The following is a 15,441-nucleotide window of genomic DNA, read 5'->3' as shown; positions in this document are numbered from 1 at the left end:
CCAGCGCCTGCTGGCGCTGGACGGCCCGCTGGGACTGCTCTCCGAACTGGTCACGGACCGGCTCGGCCACCTGCCCCCGGGCGCACTGCGCCCCTCCGACCTGGACACTCTGCTGGTCACGGAACGGGTCTTCGGCCCACTGGGCGCCGCCATCCAAGCCGGCGTGTTCATCGTGCTGGCCACCCACCCCGACCTGAGGACCGAGGACGACCGTCTCGACGCCGCCGAGGCCGCCCTCGACGACGGCGTCGATCCCCACGACCCACGCGTCGAAGAAATCGCCGTACAGCGATGCGCCCAACAAATGGCCCTGGAGCAGGCCATCGAGGCAGCCGGGCTGGATGCGGCCGAGGAGGAACTCTTCGAGATCTACGACGCCGATCTGAAAGGGCAGGAGGACACAAGGATGAGCCCCCTCGAAGCGATCACCAAAATGCCCTACGACTTCTCTCCGGCCCGGATGCGCTGTATGGAACTCACGGCACGACTCCTCGCCGACGCCCAATCCGCGGAAGAGTTGCCACACCCCGGAATATGACGCAGAGCCGGCGGGCACGGCCGGGGCCGCCAAATTTGCGGTGCGCGGCCCCGGCTCGTCGTTGTCGTCGTGGTCAGCGTTCCTCGCGGAAGAGCACGTGCTTTCCGGCCGTCGGGTCGTACTTGCGCAGGGTCATCCGGTCCGGATCGTTGCGCCGGTTCTTTCTGGTCACATAGGTGAAACCGGTCCCGGCCGTGGACCGAAGCTTCACGATCGGACGAAGCTCGCTGCGAGCCATGCACGCCTCCCGAAGTTTCGAAGTCTGCCCCGATGGCTGCTTCAAGGCGCTCGGATGCCCGGATATTCCACGGCGCCCCCGGCCCGGTCGGGCAAGGAAACTCTCGGCGCCGGTGGGGGCGGCGGTGGGATGCTGGCCGGGTGAATCGATCGGATGTGCTGCTTCAGATCCCCGCCGAGTTGCAACAGTTCCTGCCGCCGAGGCTGCGGGGGATGCCGGTGAGCATTCCCGCCGACGGTGATTCGACGATCGGGCATCTGGTGGAATCGGCGGGACCGCCGCTGCCCGAGGTCGGCGCGCTGCTGGTGGACGGCCGGGAGGTCGGGCCGGGCCACCGGCCGGTGGGCGGCGAGGTGGTGGACGTGTTGCCGATTCGGCGTCCGCAGGCCATCCCGGAGTTCGCCGACACGCCGCCGCGCTTCCTGCTCGACGTGCACCTGGGCGCGTTGGCCCGGCGGATGCGCCTGGTCGGGATCGACACCGCGTATCACAACGACTGCGACGACCCGACCCTGGTGATCCAGGCCAACGCCGAACGCCGGGTGTTGCTCACCCAGGACCGCGGCCTGCTTCGGCGCAAGAACCTGTGGTTCGGCGCATACGTCTACGGGATCCGTGCCGACGGCCAACTCGACGACCTGCTCCGCCGGTTCGCGCTGCCGCTCGCGCCTTGGACGCGCTGTACGGCGTGCAACGGCGAGCTGCGCGCGGCGACGCGCGAGGAGGTCGAGTCGGAGATCGAGGCGGGCACGTTGGACAAGGTGGACGCGTTCGCCCGGTGCCGTGCGTGCGACCGGGTCTACTGGCATGGCGCGCACGGCGGCCACCTGGACGAGATCGTGGAGGCGGCCCGACGTACGGTCGCGAGCATCGGCTGACGGCCGCGGTCGGGGCATCGACGCTCGCGCCGGCAGGCGCTGCCACGACGCACGGAACCCGCCGTTCGTCGGCGGGCCGCCGGGTCGGGCGCGGTACGGCGGCATCCGCCGCACCCGACCGCCCGCTCCGGCGGCACACCCGAGGCCGACGGGGTGTTCGCGACGCCGACGGCCCGACCCGGCCCGGGCTCAGCGCACCCGGCCCCGCGCCCGCAGCGGCACCGACGGCAACGCGGGCGCGTCCATGCGCGGAGCGTCGTAGCCGGTCACGGTGCCGAAGTCGGTCGCGTCCACCCACGCCGTGCGCGCGGCCGTGATCTCCTCGCCCGTGCGCGCCACGAAGTTCCACCACATCACGATCTCCTCGGCGAACGGCTCGCCGCCGAGCAACATCAGATCGGCCCCGTTCGCCGACCGGATCGACAACGAGGTCCGCCCACAGCCCAGATACAGCAGCCCGCCGGGAGCCAGCGGCACGCCGTCCACCTCGGCCTCGCCCGACATCGACAGCACCGCGTACTCGAAGTCCGGCTCCAGCGGAGGCCGGGCCTGCGCGCCCGGCGCCAGGGTCAGATCCGCGCCGACGAGCGGGCTGTAGGTGGTGCCCGGCGAGGTGGCCCCGTCCAGCGTGCCCATGATCACGGTCGCGGTCAGGCCGCCGCCGCTGACCACCGGCAGGTCGGCGTGGTGCTCGAAGTGCGGGTCAACGTGCCGATGCGCGTCCGGCAGCGCGACCCACAACTGGGCGCCGTGCAACAACCGGGCGTGCTCGCGCGGCGACTCCTCGGAGTGGGAGATGGCCCGACCCGAGGTCATCAGACCCAGCTCGCCGGGTCGTACGGTGGCGAGGCTGCCCAGGCTGTCGCGGTGCAGCACGCTGCCCTCGCGCAGCCAGCTCACCGTCTGGAGTCCCAGGTGCGGATGCGGCGGCACCTGCATGCCGGGCTCGTCCGCGATGTCGTCCGGCCCGTAGTGGTCCACGAAGCACCACGCGCCGATCATCCGTCGACCCAGGCTCGGCAACAACCGGCGGACCATGGTGCTCTCGCCGAGCCGCACATCGCGCGACTTCAGCAACTCGTGGACGGGTTCGCCGGGCACGTCGGCCCGGCCGCCGCACGTGGTCAGGGCCGGGTGGGTATCGAGGTTGCTCATGGCGCCAACGGTACGCGGGCCGGGAAGGCTCGTATTCGGCCCTGCGCGGCCCCCGGTTCGGGGGTGCGCTCTAGGATCGGCAGGGCTCCGGGGGCGGTGGGCACGGATGATCCCGCGCATGTCGTCGGGGCTTTCACTTTTCCGGCCCGGAGGGAAGACACGCGTGCGGCTCGGCTTCCTCACCCATGTGGCCGGCGCCGGCGACGCCCGTTCGGTCTATCGCCGGACCATCGAACTCGCGGTCGCCGCAGAGGAGTTCGGCTACGACTCGTTCTGGGTCGCGCAGCACCACCTGGGGGCGCAGGGGGCGTTGTCGCCCTCGCCGTTCGTACTGCTCGCCGCGATCGCCGAACGCACCTCCCGGATCCGGCTGGGCACCGGCGTCGTGGTGGGCCCCACCGAGCACCCGATCCGCCTCGCCGAGGACGCCGCCGTACTGGACACGCTCAGCGGCGGCCGGCTCGAACTGGGCCTCGGCGCGGGCGCCGACCCGGCCACCTCGGCCCGGTTCGGGATCGCGCACGAGAGCCGCCACGCGCGCCTGCGGGAGACCGTGGACACCGTGCTCGACCTGTTGGCCGGCGCCGAACTGGTTCCGTCGGCACCCACGCTGCGGGACCGGATCTGGCTCGGGACCGGTAGTTCGGAAGGCATCGCCTGGGCGGTCGAGCGTGGCCTCGGCGTGCTCTCGGGTCGCCGGTCCAGTGGTCCCGCCGGGCCGCTGCCGGGCGACCGCGAGGCGGCGGAACACCTGGCCCGGCACACCCCGGGGCGGGTCGCGCTGTCCCGTCCGGTGTATCCGGGGGAGGCGGGTGCGTTGGCCGAGCGGCTGAATCCGTGGATCACCCGGGGTCGGGCGGCCGGCCGGTTCCCGGTCGATTTCACGCCGGCCGACTACCTGGCAATCGGCAACATGTACACGGGTGACCCGGAATCCGTGGCCCGGTCGCTGCGGGCCGACCCCGGCTACCCGCACGCCACGGATCTGCTGTGCCACACCCAGCCCGCTCGGCTGTCGCCGGCCGAACTGCTGCCCGCGATGCGCCGGACCGCGCACGAGGTTCGACCGTTGTTGGCGTAGTCGGCGTCATGGTTTCGGGTCCCGGAGCGGGCACGCGACCCTGCGGTCGTCCAGGGTCGCGCGGATGCCCTCGCTGTCGAGCCATCGGCCGAGCCGGGTGTGCAGTTCGGCGACCTGGTCGATGGTCAGGCCGACGACCGGTGTCGGGTCCAGGCACAACCTCGGCTCGGGTGGTGCGGTGGTGGGGATCAGGTCGGGGCGGTGACGGGCGAGGTCGGCCAGGAGCACTCGGCGGTGGTGTTCCTCGACGTGGGCGACGAGGGCGGGTTCGCCGCCGATCGGGTCGACCAGGATGCGCAGGAGCAGGCCGGGACCGTCGCGGACGAGGCGGGCTCGGCCCGGTCGCGGCTCGTGGGTGGGTCGCGGGCGGAGCAGGGTCTCGGCGAGTGCGGCCACCTCGGCGTCGGTCAGGTGCACGTCGGCGCGGTCGGGTTGGCCGGCCGGCGGGTACGGCCCGGGGGCGGCGCCGACGGCGAGCCGCCAGGGGCGCGGGTGGTCGACGGGCGCGAGGTGGGCGGTCCACGCGGGCAGGGTCACGGTCGCGCGGACCGCCTCGGCTTCGGTCACGAGGGGCTCCATGGCTGGTACGGGTGATGGACGTCGACGGTGGGCGGATGGTGGCGGGGCGGGTCGGTGCCGCCGTCGGGACGGCGCGGGGGAGAGCTCCTCCGATCCCTGCCGACCCGCCCCGCGTATGGCCCGGCCCGACCGCGATCAACGACCACCGGACCGGGACGATGGCCACCCGACACACACGCCGGGCGGCGGTCGGTGGCTACGGCGCGGCGTCGGCCTCGGGTGCGTCGGCCGTTGCGTCGAGCAGGTCGAGCAGGACGGATGTGTCGTCGACCAGGTGCTGAGCCTCGGCGCGGGTGAGCCGTATGACGGGGGCATGGGGATCGATGGGCCGCAGCACGACGGGCCGGTCCGATGCCGGGTCGCAGTCGACAATCAGGGCCGTGCGTTCGCGATGCCGAATCACGATGCCTCCCGTGGTCTCAGGGCTACTGGGAGTACTCATCATGGGGGGCGAAATGAGGGCTAATGCTCACAAGTTGTGTGCATCGCCTTTGTCGCGGACGTGGGTCAGATGGTTACGCCGGCCCATCGCGCGTAGCCCAGATGACTCTCGTCGTCGGCCCGCTCCAGCCGAAGCAAGGTGCCGACCGTGTCCCGGACGCGCGGATGCTTGCGGGTGTGCAACGGCGCCTTTTTCCGGGCCGCCCGAAGCGATTCCCACGCACCACTGCGGTCGCCCAGCACCAGTCGGGCATGTGCCTGGTCGATGTGGTGATGCGAGGACCGCTCCGCAGGCATGTCGGCAGGCAACACGAGTGCGCCTCCATCGCGCACCGCCGTGTCATAGTCGCCGATTTCGATCGCCGCTGCGGCGCGGTAGATGCCGACCTGAGCAGGCCCGAACGAAGTCTCGTAGAACACCGCGTCGCGTCCGAGGCGATCCCCGACCTCGGCGGCCTGATTCAGATCGGAGTGCATGGCCGAGACGTCGCCGGCTCGGGCTTGGACCATGGCCCGCTTCAGCAGGACGGCGCCGAGCAGTCCCCGAGCGTCCCGACCGTCCAGGGCCAGGAGATTCGCCTCCACCCGGGTCAGCAGCCGGCGGGCTGGGGCATACGCGCCTTCGCGCAACATCGCGCCCGCGAGCAGGTACTGCGCTGTCGCGACCAGCAGTGGGTCCTCGGACAGGCATGCCGCCCATTCGATTCGTTCCAGCGCGCTGGTGCTGAGGTCGGCGTAACCCAGTTTGTGGGCGAGGGAGTTGACCCCCCGATATACCTGAGCAACGAGGCTGTACGCCTCACGCGCGGCCAACGATCCCGACGCCTGGGCCAATGCGTACGTCGTCAATTCGGTGAGCAGGCCGGGGAGCGCCGGCGCGACCTGGGCGTAACTCGCCGCGCGCCGGTGCCGGTTGACCACATCGACCTGGGACGCGAGTTCCTCGAACTCCCGAGGCGGCAGGAGTGCCGGCACGGGATCCCGGTAGCACAACATCACGCGTCGGATCTCGGGGACGACACCGTGCACCAGTAGGTCCTCAGGGCCTGGATCGGCGTCGTACGGTTGGCCGGTCAGGCGTGAGACCTCAAGGTGCATGGCATGGCCGAGCTTGATGAGCGCGGCATGCGACGGCGGCCGGTCGCCGGTTTCGATCTTCTGGAGGTAGCTCCGCGAAATCCCCGCCTTGTCGGCGAGTTCCTGCTGTGTCAGGCGCCGGGTTCGGCGGGCGGTGATGATGCGCTGACCGACGCTGTCGTCCATGTGCCTGCTCCTTGGAGATCGTGGCCACTGGCAGCGTACGTCCGGAGCGTGTCCGGCAGACACACAATCTGTGTACATCACCACTCGGGCGCGCGGAGTTCGGGCGTGCCCGGCGCGCGGTCGCGCCACCGTTTGTGGTTGCGTCTCGACGCGTGCGCCATTCCCGCCGCGTAGGGCATTCGGAGCATTTGCCATTAATTTCAGCCGGCCGACGCAAATCATATCCACGGGTATTTTGCGCCATCGCAAGATCATCCATTGACCGCACAGTGTGCCGACGCTAGGTTGGCGCTGCGTGTCAATAAATAGACGACCTTTCCTCGAAAGAAAGTGAATCCCGATATGAGAATACGCGTGCTCGCGCTTGCTCTGGCGTCCGTTGCTACAAGCCTGGTGTTCGCGGCCGGGTCCTCGTCGGCGACCACCGCCACCGAGGCGACCAGGCCCGGGCCGATGCCCGGAACGGTCGCAGTCGCGGTCTCGGACCCCAATGTCCCGGCGGGTTTCCTCAGGGTCAAGCCGAGCAATGAGCTTCGGATCAACGCGGACAGGTGGGTGGTGATGGAGAACAAGAATGCGCCGGGTAAATGCCTGGAGATCCGCGGCGACAGTCTGGAAAATGGCGCCGGAGCCAACCTCTGGACATGCAATAATTCCGCCACGCAAAAATGGGGCGCGAGGTACATCGGCAACGATCTTTATGAATTCGGTAATATGAATTCCAGCAAATGTCTGGAAATTCGAGGCGACAGCACGGCCAACGGCGCCGAAGCCAATCAGTGGACGTGCAACGAGTCCCCCACCCAGTTGTGGATCTGGTACTGGGACAGCGTGACCAACGAGAGCTTCTTCGGCAATTCGAACTCGGCCGCCCCGAACTCCAGGTGCCTCGAAGCCCTTTCCTGGGGAACCTCCAACGGCACCTCCGTCGGGCAATGGGCGTGCCACTACGGCGCCAATCAAGCCTGGTACGTCTACGACGTCTGATCCACCGCCCTCAGGCCGCCGGACCGTTCTGGCTCAAGGCGAATGCGGTGGCCTGGAGGGCGACGGCGGCCAGGATCAGCGGAAGCGTGACCGCCGCGCGGCGACCACCCGGTCGCACCAGCGCGATCAGGGCCGTCACGAAGCTGACCGCGAACAGGCCGAAGACCCAGGGGAGTCGGTCCTCGTACCAGTCACGGCACGCCTGGTTGGCGCAGGATTCGGTGGCGCCGCCGAATCCGATCAGCACGAACAGGTCGGTCATCGCAAGCACGACGAACGCGAACAGGCCGACGACGAACACCGCCGCACGGGCGAAGCCGTCGCCGTTGCCGGCCGGGCCGGGAGGCGTGTAGGTCATGCGGGTCACGCTAGGCGGCGGGTCCGACGCGGGCATCCGTACAAGTACTCACTTGCGCATCCCACCGGCCGCCGCCCGGCGTTCGCACCGCTACAACACCACCACCAACGGCGTCCCGGTCCGCGGATGCGTCCGGATCTCCGTCTCGATGCGATAGACCCGCTCGATCGTCGGCGCCGTCAACACCTCCGCCGGCGTGCCGCTCGCCACCGGTCGGCCGTCGGCCAGCAGGCAGACCCGATCGCAGAACATCGCCGCCAGGTTGAGGTCGTGCAGCGCCACCAGCACGCTCACGCCCAGTCGACGGACCAACCGCAACAACCCGAGCTGGTGGTGGATGTCGAGATGGTTGGTCGGCTCGTCCATCACCAACAACCTCGGCTTCTGCACCAACGCCCTTGCCACCAAAGCCCGTTGCCGTTCGCCACCGGAGAGCGACGCGAACGCCCGCTCGGTCAGGCCGTCGAGTTCGAGCAATTCGACCGCCGCCGTCACGATCGCCCGGTCGCCCGCGTCGTCGGGGTCGAGCAGGCCCTTGTGCGCGGAGCGGCCCATCGCGACCACGTCCCGCACGGTCAGCGGGAAGTCGGTCGGCATGTCCTGGAGCACGGTGCCGATCCGCCGCGCGGCCCAGCGCGCCGAATGTGTCCACACGTCCTCGTCGTCCAGGAGCACCCGACCCGAGGTCGGTCGGTTCACCCGGTAGACGCTGCGCAGCAGGGTCGACTTGCCGCTGCCGTTGGGGCCGAGCAGGCCGACCACCTCGCCCGGTGCCACGGTCAACGACACCGCGTCCACCAGCTTTCGGCCGCCGACCGCGAAGCCGACCTCGTCCAGGACCAACCGCGCGGCGGAGCCGCTCATCGTGCCCCCGCTTCCCGGCGCGCGTCCCGGCGCAACAACCAGACGAAGAACGGCCCGCCGACCAGCGAAGTCACGATGCCCACCGGCAACTCCTGGGGAGCGAGCACCGTACGCGCCACCAGATCCGCGCAGATCGCGAACACCGCACCCAACAGCGCGGCGACCGGCAACGCCCGCCGGTGATCGGCCCCGACCAGCAGCCGCACCACGTGCGGCAACATCAGGCCGACGAAGCCGATCACCCCGCTGACCGCCACCACGACCCCGGTGAGCACCGCCGCGAGCAGGAACATCCCCTGCCGGAACCGCTGGACGTCCAGGCCCAGTGCGGCGGCGCTCTCCTCGCCGGCCAGCAGCAGGTTGAGGTTGCGCGCCTGGAGCAGCAGTACGACCAGGCCGATCGCGAGCGCGAGGGCCGGTACCAGCAGCAGCGTCCAGCGGGCCGAGCCGAACCCGCCCAGCGTCCAGAACAGCACCTGGGCGGCGAGTTGCGGATCCGGCGAGGTCAGGACGAGCAGGCTGGTCAGCGAGGACAACACGGCGCTGACCGCGACCCCGGCCAGGACCAGCCGCACGGCGGTGACCCGGCCACCGGAGCGGGCCACCGAGAACACCACGAGCAGGGTGATCAGCCCGCCGGCGAACGCGGCCGCGTTGAGGGTGAGCGCGCCGAGCGACAGGCCGCCGACCGAGGCCACGCCCCAGCGCATCACCAGCACCGCGCCGGTGGCCGCGCCGGAGGAGACACCGAGCACGTCCGGCCCGGCCAGCGGGTTGCGCACGATCGCCTGGATCACCATGCCCACCACCGCCAGCGTCGCGCCGACGACGGCCGCGAGCAGCACCCTGGGCAGCCGGGTGTCGGCGATGATCAGGTCGTGGGCGCGGCTCCAGGACGGTTGCACCCACGCGTCCCCGCCGATGCGATGCGCGAGGATGCGCCAGGTCTCCGACCACGGCACCGGCACCGAGCCCACCAGCAACCCGGCCGTCGCCGCCGCGAACAGCGCCACGAGCAGCACGCCGACCACCAGCGACAGCCGTACCCGGCCGCCCGGCACGTCGGCCGGCGGGCCCCGGTCCGGCGGCGGCGCCGCGCCCTCCCCACGGAGCACCGCGATCCGGGCCGCCGTCGGGTCCCGATCGATCGTCATGACCGGTCGGGGTGGAGCTGCTTAGCGAGTTCCTCGACCGCGTCCACCGAGCGCGGCCCCGGCTGGGCGACGGACAGCGAGATCACCGGGAAGGCGTTCGCCCGCAGCGCGGGTACGTCGGCGAGCACCGGAGTGGCCCTGAGCGTGGTGATCTTGGCCTCCGCCGACGGCGTCACGTAGTCGTAGATCAGCACCACGTCCGGTTTGCGTTCGGCGACCTGCTCCCAGGAGACCTTGGTCCAGCGCTCGTTCAGGTCGGCGAACACGTTGCGGCCGCCGGCGCGGGTGATGATCTCGTTGAGCATCGAGTTGCCGCCGGTGGTCTGCGCCGCGTCGGCGCCGGAGTTGTACACGAAGACCTTGACCGGTGCGGCGCCCGCGAGACGCGCGGTGACCGCGTCCAGCCGCCCGCGCAGTGCGGCGACGGAGCCTTCGGCGCGCTCGGACACGCCGAAGATGCCGCCGATGGAGCGCAGTTCGCCGTAGAGCTGTTCGAAGGTGACCGGTGCCTTGGCGCAGCCCTCGGGATTGAGGTGGGTCTTGATGTTCAGTTCGCCGAGTCGGGCGCGGGTGTGGCCGGACGACTCGGAGAAGCCGTCGGGGTAGCCCGAGTAGACGAAGTCGGGCGTGGCTTCGAGCAGTTTCTCCAGCGAGGGTTGCGCGTCGGCGAGCACCGGGATGCGCCCGTACGCCTCCCGGTATCTGTCGCCGATGGTGCGGCCCTTGAGGTACGCGGTGCCCACCATCTTGTCGGCCAGGCCCAGTTCGAGCATCAGCTCGGTGGCGTTGGAGGTGAGCGTGGCGGCGCGCTGCGGCGGCCGGTCGTAGGTCGTGCTCACACCGCAGTTGTCGGTGTCGGTGTACGGCTTGTACGCGGTGGGTGCGGGGGCGCTCGCCTTCTTGTCCTGCACCGCCCCGCCGCACGCGGTTGCGAACAGTGCGAGCGCGGCGACCGCCGCGGCCCACGAGTGTCGGCTGCGGCCCATCGGTGTCCGCGTTCGTATCGGCGTCGGCATCGTCGAAGCTCTCCCTTGCGAGTCCTCGTCGGGGGAACTCGGGAGGGAGGGAGCGCGGCGGCGGACACCGCTCGGCGCCGTCGTCCGACGGACCCGCCCGCGAGGTCCCGGAAGTCCGCGTGCGCGAGGCGAACGCGGGCGACGGCAGGTCTTCGGACTCGTGGGCGGGTTCCGCGGGCCACGGGTGCGTGGCCGGGTCGTCCTACCGGTCGCCGCTTCCCGGATCCCGTTTCACCGGGCCCAGTGCTGATGGCGACTTTCGTTCCCACTTACCGCTGCGGGGCAGTTCCGGATTCGCACCGGATTCCCTCTTGCGACACCCGGAATCGGTCGAAGCCGGGTGAACCGTTCGCAAGGGCAGCCTAACCATGGGCGCCGCGGCGGCCGAGCGAGGGTGCTTTTTCGGCTGCCGCTCGGGCGACTTCGGCTGCCGCCCGGGCGACTTCGGCTGCCGCCCGGCGACTTCGGCCGCTACTGGGCGACCAGGATCTCCAACCCGGCGTCGCGCAGCGCGTCGAGCGTGTCCCGGTCGGCCGGGCCGCTGGTGATCAGCAGGTCGATGTCCGCCAGCGGGCACACCTCGGCGAGTTCGATCCGGCCCAGCTTCGAGCCGTCGGCGACCACGACCCGACGCCCGGCGGCCCGCAACATCGCCCGCTTGGCCTCGGCCTCGGGCAGGTTCACGTTGGTGATGCCACCCGTGGGGTGCACGCCGTTGCAGCCGAGGAAGACCGTGTCCGCGTGGATGCGCTCCAGGATGTGGTCACCGAGCGGATTGATCAGCGAGTGCTGCAACGGACGCAGCGTGCCGCCGGTGACCACGACGGAGAACCGGGGGATGGCCCGCTCCAGCTCCAGCGCGATGGTCAGTCCGTTGGTGAACACCACGAGGTCGCGCAGGTCGCCGCGGTCCACCAGGGCGCGGGCCACGAACGTGGTGGTGGTGCCCACGTCCAGGACCACGCTCTCGGACGGCGACACCAGCGCCGCGGCGGCCCGCCCGATCAGCGTCTTCGCGGGCGACGCCGAGGTCAGCGCCTCCTCGAAGGACGGCTCGACCCGGGGATCGCGGCCGGTGAACATCGCACCGCCGCGGACCCGGCGCAACCGGCCCTGGCGCTCCAACACCTCCAGGTCGGCCCGGACCGTCACCCGCGAGATGCCGAACGCCTCGGCCAGGTCGGTGACCTTGGCGAAGCCGCGGTCCGCGATCGTCGCGGCCATCCGGGCGCGGCGGCCCTCGGCGGGCAGACCGTCGGTGTCGTCGTCAGGCATGGGCAGCATCTTGCGGACACCTTCCGAAACTTGTCAAACCGCAGCCGGAGCCGCCGAGATGACGACGCGATTCGACGGGATTGGCAGGCATCTCGGGGTCTCAGGACTTTCCCAGAGTCTTCTCATCACTTTCTCATTGACAAGTTTTGGAAAGCTTCGCAAAATTGGAGACATGAAGAAGACTCAGGCCGTCATGGCCGACGGTCGCGAGATCGTCTACTACGACACGCGGGACGACGCGGTCCGCACCGCCGTCGACCCGCGAGATCTCGCGCCCGTGGTGAGCGGGTCCGAGATGCGCTACGACCGACTGCTCGACGAATGGGTCGTGGTCGCCTCGCATCGGCAGACCCGGACCCACCTGCCCGCCGCCGACGCGTGCCCGCTGTGTCCGTCCACGCCCGAGCGGGCCACCGAGGTCGCCGAGGCCGACTACGAGGTGGTCGTCTTCGAGAACCGCTTCCCGTCGATGTCCGGCTCGTCGGTGTCCGGGCCCGGCGCGGTCGACCGGCCCGAACCCGGCTGGGACCGCGACCCGTTCCCGCGCCGGCCGTCCGGCGGACGGTGCGAGGTGGTGTGCTTCACCCCCGAACACGACGCGTCCTTCAAGGACCTCACCCCCGAGCGCGCGCGCCTGGTGCTGGACGCCTGGACCGATCGCACCGCCGAGTTGTCCGCGCTGCCCGGCGTCGAGCAGGTGTACTGCTTCGAGAACCGCGGTCGGGAGATCGGCGTCACGCTGCCGCACTCGCACGGGCAGATCTACGCCTACCCGTTCGTCACGCCGCGCACGGCCACCATGGTCGCGAGCACGGCCGCACACCGGCACCGCACCGGCCGCAACCTGTTCGAGGACGTGCTCGCCGCGGAGCGGGCGGACGGGTCGCGGATCGTGGCCGAGGGCGAGCACTGGACCGCGTTCGTGCCCGCCGCCGCGCGGTGGCCGTACGAGGTGCACCTGTATCCGAACCGCCGGGTGCCGGACCTGCTCGCGCTGGAGGAGGCCGCGCGCGCCGAGTTCGGGCCGATGTACCTGGATCTGCTCGGCCGCTTCGATCGGCTCTTCGACGGCGAGCCCGCGCCGTACATCGCCGCCTGGCAGCAGGCGCCGGTGCGCTCGGGCCGGATCGACTTCGCGCTCCACCTGGAGCTTTTCTCGATTCGCCGGGCACCGGGCAAGCTGAAGTACCTTGCCGGGAGCGAATCCGGGATGGGTGTGTTCATCAGCGACGTACCGCCGGAGACCGCGGCGGCACGACTGCGGGAGGTCGGCGAATGAAGCTCATGGTCACCGGCGGCGCGGGCTACGTGGGCAGCGTGGTCGCCGCCCATCTGGTCGCGGCCGGACACGACGTGGTGGTGCTCGACGACCTGTCCACCGGGCATCGGGACGCGGTCCCGGACAAGGCCGCCTTCGTCGAGGGCCGGGTCCAGGACGCCGCGCGGTATCTGGACGCGTCGTTCGACGCGGTCCTGCACTTCGCCGCGTCCTCCCTGGTCGGCGAGTCGGTCACGGAGCCGGCCAAGTACTGGCACAACAACGTCGGCGGCTCGCTCGCGCTGCTGGACGCGCTGCGCACGCACGGCGTCGGCCGCTTCGTGTTCTCCTCCACCGCGGCCGTCTACGGCGCCCCCGAGGTCTCGCCGATCACCGAGGACGCGCCGTGCGCGCCGACGAACCCGTACGGCGCCTCGAAGCTGACCGTCGACCGGCTGATCACCTCGTACTGCGACGCGTACGGCCTGCGGGCGGTGAGCCTGCGCTACTTCAACGTCGCGGGCGCGTACGGCCGGTACGGCGAGCGGCACGCGACCGAGACCCACCTGATCCCGCTGGCCCTCCAGGTGCCCAACGGCACCCGCGGCTCGGTCGCGCTCTACGGCACCGACTACCCGACGCCCGACGGGACGTGTGTGCGCGACTACATCCACGTCGCCGACCTGGCCGACGCGCACCTGCTCGCGCTCGCCGCGACCGGTGCGGGCGGCGCGGCCACCGGGCACTTGATCTGCAACCTCGGCAACGGGACCGGCTTCTCGGTCCGCGACGTGGTGGACGCGGTCCGCACGGTGACCGGCTGCGCGGTGCCCGCGCACGAGGCGCCGCGCCGGGCGGGCGATCCGCCGGTGCTGGTGGCCGCCGCCGACCGGGCGCGCGACCTGCTCGGCTGGCGTCCCACCCGGACGTCGCTGGAGGACATCGTGGCGGACGCGTGGACGTTCCTGCGGGACGGCGAGGCGGGAGGATGAGCGAGTTTCGCGTCGAGGGCGTCTGGGCGGCGCCGGGCCGGGTCAACGTGATCGGTGAACACACCGACTACAACAACGGGTTCGTGCTGCCGATCGCGATCCCGCAGACCGCGCGGGCGGCCGTCGGGCGGCGTACGGACGGCCGGCTGCGGCTGGCCTCCGGGCACGCCGGGAGCGAATCGGTCGACCTGGCCGTCGCCGACCTGGCGCCCGGCGCGCTGACCGGGTGGTCCGCGTACCCGGCGGGCGTGTTGTGGGCGCTGCGCGCGGCGGGGCACGAGATCGGCGGTGCCGACATCAGGATCGACAGCGACGTGCCGGTGGGCGCGGGGCTGTCCTCGTCGGCGGCGCTGTCCTGCGCGGTTGCGCTGGCGCTCGACGATCTGTACGAACTGGGCCTGGATCGCCTTGAGTTGGCCCGGATCGCGCAGCGCGTCGAGACCGACTTCGTGGGTGTCCCGGTGGGCATGCTGGACCAGATGGCCTCGCTCGGCTGCGTCGCGGGCCACGCGTTCTTCCTGGACTGCCGCGATCTGACCGGCCGTCAGGTCCCGTTCGACTGCGCGAGCGTGGGGCTGCGGCTGCTGGTGATCGACACCCGGGCCAAGCACGCGCTCGTGGACGGCGGGTACGCGGAGCGCCGGGCCTCGTGCGAGGAGGCGGCGCGACTGCTCGGGGTGCCGTCGCTGCGCGAGCCGGCCGACCCGGACGCGGCCCTGGCGGCGCTGCCGGACGGGCCGTTGCGCCGGCGGGCGCGGCACGTGTTCACCGAGAACGCGCGGGTGTTGCGGGTGGTCGAGGCGCTGGCGGCCGGCGACGTCCGGGCGATCGGGCCCGAGCTGACCGCGTCGCACGTGTCGATGCGGGACGACTACACGATCTCCTGCCCCGAACTGGACGCCGCCGTGGACACCGCGCTGGCCGCAGGTGCCCTGGGCGCCCGGCTGGTCGGCGGCGGGTTCGGCGGCTCGGCCATCGCACTGGTCGACGCGGACCGCTGCACGGCGGTCGAGGAGGCGGTCGCGAAGACCTTCGCGGCCCGCGGCTTCACCGCCCCGCGGTTCTTCCAGGCGGTGCCGTCGGCGGGCGCGCGCCGGGACTCCTGACCGACTCCCGACCGACTCCGAACCGGCTTCTCCCTCGGGCGATCACGCGACCGGCGTGGTCGCCCGAGCCGTTCCACCGGCATCGGGCGAGCCCGCTCGTTCACGTCCCGGGAGCCGTCTGTTTCCGGCCAGAACCCCGTGCGCCGCAAACACTGCGAAAGGGTGCATTGCCGACCCGTGTCGACCCCCTGTGCGGGGCCTCGGTCACCGCTCGCGCAAGCCCGGTGACGGTCCGGCACGAACGTCTGGCCGGCGTCG

The 15,441-nt window shown here is 71.2% G+C and carries 16 protein-coding genes, 1 pseudogene and 1 riboswitch; of the genes and pseudogenes, 7 read left to right on the top strand and 10 right to left on the bottom strand.

Annotation, left to right across the window (positions count from 1 at the left end; all coding sequences use genetic code 11):
- Positions 1–538 (top strand): annotated as a pseudogene (locus ACFXMF_RS30465) (MerR family transcriptional regulator); the annotation flags it as partial.
- A 73-nt stretch (positions 539–611) separates the two neighbouring features.
- Here the strand turns inward: ACFXMF_RS30465 and rpmG are convergent.
- Positions 612–776, bottom strand: a complete 165-nt coding sequence (gene rpmG, locus ACFXMF_RS30460; RefSeq protein ID WP_360304372.1) for a 50S ribosomal protein L33 — start codon at positions 774–776, stop codon at positions 612–614.
- A gap of 140 nt (positions 777–916) precedes the next feature.
- On the opposite strand from rpmG, the gene ACFXMF_RS30455 reads away from it, so the two are divergent.
- Positions 917–1,654 carry a Mut7-C RNAse domain-containing protein gene (locus tag ACFXMF_RS30455; RefSeq protein ID WP_360304374.1) on the top strand — a complete coding sequence of 246 codons (738 nt, stop codon included), beginning with the start codon at positions 917–919 and terminating at the stop codon, positions 1,652–1,654.
- A 189-nt stretch (positions 1,655–1,843) separates the two neighbouring features.
- On the opposite strand, the gene ACFXMF_RS30450 is transcribed toward ACFXMF_RS30455, so the two are convergent.
- Complete coding sequence (locus ACFXMF_RS30450) at positions 1,844–2,809, bottom strand: pirin family protein (protein ID WP_360304376.1); 966 nt, start codon at positions 2,807–2,809, stop codon at positions 1,844–1,846.
- Positions 2,810–2,972: 163 nt separating this feature from the next.
- Between ACFXMF_RS30450 and ACFXMF_RS30445 the strand changes: the two genes are divergently transcribed.
- The gene (locus ACFXMF_RS30445; RefSeq protein ID WP_360304378.1) at positions 2,973–3,890 is read left to right on the top strand and encodes an LLM class flavin-dependent oxidoreductase; all 918 of its coding nucleotides are present in this window, start codon (positions 2,973–2,975) and stop codon (positions 3,888–3,890) included.
- A 6-nt stretch (positions 3,891–3,896) separates the two neighbouring features.
- On the opposite strand, the gene ACFXMF_RS30440 is transcribed toward ACFXMF_RS30445, so the two are convergent.
- The 3 genes from ACFXMF_RS30440 to ACFXMF_RS30430 all read right to left on the bottom strand — a co-directional run bounded on the left by ACFXMF_RS30440 (position 3,897) and on the right by ACFXMF_RS30430 (position 6,173).
- Positions 3,897–4,457, bottom strand: a complete 561-nt coding sequence (locus ACFXMF_RS30440; protein WP_379990273.1) for a hypothetical protein — start codon at positions 4,455–4,457, stop codon at positions 3,897–3,899.
- Between the two features lie 208 nt (positions 4,458–4,665).
- Positions 4,666–4,872, bottom strand: a complete 207-nt coding sequence (locus ACFXMF_RS30435; protein WP_379990272.1) for a hypothetical protein — start codon at positions 4,870–4,872, stop codon at positions 4,666–4,668.
- A gap of 104 nt (positions 4,873–4,976) precedes the next feature.
- Complete coding sequence (locus ACFXMF_RS30430) at positions 4,977–6,173, bottom strand: helix-turn-helix domain-containing protein (RefSeq protein WP_379990271.1); 1,197 nt, start codon at positions 6,171–6,173, stop codon at positions 4,977–4,979.
- A gap of 354 nt (positions 6,174–6,527) precedes the next feature.
- On the opposite strand from ACFXMF_RS30430, the gene ACFXMF_RS30425 reads away from it, so the two are divergent.
- Complete coding sequence (locus tag ACFXMF_RS30425) at positions 6,528–7,160, top strand: RICIN domain-containing protein (RefSeq protein WP_379990270.1); 633 nt, start codon at positions 6,528–6,530, stop codon at positions 7,158–7,160.
- Between the two features lie 10 nt (positions 7,161–7,170).
- Here the strand turns inward: ACFXMF_RS30425 and ACFXMF_RS30420 are convergent, their stop codons facing one another.
- The 5 genes from ACFXMF_RS30420 to ACFXMF_RS30400 all read right to left on the bottom strand — a co-directional run bounded on the left by ACFXMF_RS30420 (position 7,171) and on the right by ACFXMF_RS30400 (position 11,827).
- A complete protein-coding gene (locus ACFXMF_RS30420; protein ID WP_360304387.1) occupies positions 7,171–7,518 on the bottom strand; it encodes a hypothetical protein in 348 nt (115 codons plus the stop codon).
- Positions 7,519–7,608: 90 nt separating this feature from the next.
- Positions 7,609–8,382 carry an ABC transporter ATP-binding protein gene (locus tag ACFXMF_RS30415; protein ID WP_360304389.1) on the bottom strand — a complete coding sequence of 258 codons (774 nt, stop codon included), beginning with the start codon at positions 8,380–8,382 and terminating at the stop codon, positions 7,609–7,611.
- On the bottom strand, positions 8,379–9,536 hold the full coding sequence (locus tag ACFXMF_RS30410) for an iron ABC transporter permease (protein ID WP_360304391.1): 1,158 nt from the start codon (positions 9,534–9,536) through the stop codon (positions 8,379–8,381). Before ACFXMF_RS30410 ends, ACFXMF_RS30415 begins: the two co-directional genes overlap by 4 nt.
- Positions 9,533–10,522, bottom strand: coding sequence for an ABC transporter substrate-binding protein (locus tag ACFXMF_RS30405; protein ID WP_380020865.1), 990 nt, complete (start codon positions 10,520–10,522; stop codon positions 9,533–9,535). Before ACFXMF_RS30405 ends, ACFXMF_RS30410 begins: the two co-directional genes overlap by 4 nt.
- Before the next feature lie 155 nt (positions 10,523–10,677).
- A riboswitch (cobalamin riboswitch) is annotated at positions 10,678–10,917 on the bottom strand.
- A 106-nt stretch (positions 10,918–11,023) separates the two neighbouring features.
- On the bottom strand, positions 11,024–11,827 hold the full coding sequence (locus tag ACFXMF_RS30400; RefSeq protein WP_360304395.1) for a DeoR/GlpR family DNA-binding transcription regulator: 804 nt from the start codon (positions 11,825–11,827) through the stop codon (positions 11,024–11,026).
- 172 nt (positions 11,828–11,999) lie between these two features.
- Here ACFXMF_RS30400 and galT point away from each other — a divergent pair, with 172 nt between their 5' ends.
- The 3 genes from galT to galK are packed head-to-tail and all read left to right on the top strand — an operon-like array spanning position 12,000 to position 15,183.
- Positions 12,000–13,106: a galactose-1-phosphate uridylyltransferase gene (gene galT, locus ACFXMF_RS30395; protein ID WP_360304397.1), complete on the top strand. Its 1,107-nt coding sequence runs from the start codon at positions 12,000–12,002 to the stop codon at positions 13,104–13,106.
- Positions 13,107–13,111: 5 nt separating this feature from the next.
- On the top strand, positions 13,112–14,077 hold the full coding sequence (gene galE, locus ACFXMF_RS30390) for a UDP-glucose 4-epimerase GalE (protein WP_360305426.1): 966 nt from the start codon (positions 13,112–13,114) through the stop codon (positions 14,075–14,077).
- Entirely contained in the window at positions 14,074–15,183 is a 1,110-nt protein-coding gene (gene galK, locus ACFXMF_RS30385) for a galactokinase (RefSeq protein ID WP_360304399.1), read from the top strand. The genes galE and galK overlap by 4 nt, the downstream gene beginning before the upstream one ends.
- Positions 15,184–15,441: the final 258 nt, after the last annotated feature.

The sequence above is a fragment of the Embleya sp. NPDC059213 genome (genome assembly GCF_042754445.1).
Taxonomy (GTDB): Bacteria; Actinomycetota; Actinomycetes; order Streptomycetales; family Streptomycetaceae; genus Embleya.
Note: the sequence above shows the minus strand (reverse complement) of the source record. Positions and strands in the feature narration are given on the sequence as shown.

Bases quoted from the DNA above. Each gene is read 5' to 3' on its own strand.
- ACFXMF_RS30410 (WP_360304391.1), bottom strand. From the start codon at position 9,536: ATGACGATCGATCGGGACCCGACGGCGGCCCGGATCGCGGTGCTCCGT.
- ACFXMF_RS30420 (WP_360304387.1), bottom strand. From the start codon at position 7,518: ATGACCTACACGCCTCCCGGCCCGGCCGGCAACGGCGACGGCTTCGCC.
- ACFXMF_RS30430 (WP_379990271.1), bottom strand. From the start codon at position 6,173: ATGGACGACAGCGTCGGTCAGCGCATCATCACCGCCCGCCGAACCCGG.
- galK (WP_360304399.1), top strand. From the start codon at position 14,074: ATGAGCGAGTTTCGCGTCGAGGGCGTCTGGGCGGCGCCGGGCCGGGTC.
- rpmG (WP_360304372.1), bottom strand. From the start codon at position 776: ATGGCTCGCAGCGAGCTTCGTCCGATCGTGAAGCTTCGGTCCACGGCC.
- ACFXMF_RS30400 (WP_360304395.1), bottom strand. From the start codon at position 11,827: ATGCCTGACGACGACACCGACGGTCTGCCCGCCGAGGGCCGCCGCGCC.
- galT (WP_360304397.1), top strand. From the start codon at position 12,000: ATGAAGAAGACTCAGGCCGTCATGGCCGACGGTCGCGAGATCGTCTAC.
- ACFXMF_RS30415 (WP_360304389.1), bottom strand. From the start codon at position 8,382: ATGAGCGGCTCCGCCGCGCGGTTGGTCCTGGACGAGGTCGGCTTCGCG.
- ACFXMF_RS30405 (WP_380020865.1), bottom strand. From the start codon at position 10,522: ATGGGCCGCAGCCGACACTCGTGGGCCGCGGCGGTCGCCGCGCTCGCA.
- ACFXMF_RS30450 (WP_360304376.1), bottom strand. From the start codon at position 2,809: ATGAGCAACCTCGATACCCACCCGGCCCTGACCACGTGCGGCGGCCGG.
- galE (WP_360305426.1), top strand. From the start codon at position 13,112: ATGGTCACCGGCGGCGCGGGCTACGTGGGCAGCGTGGTCGCCGCCCAT.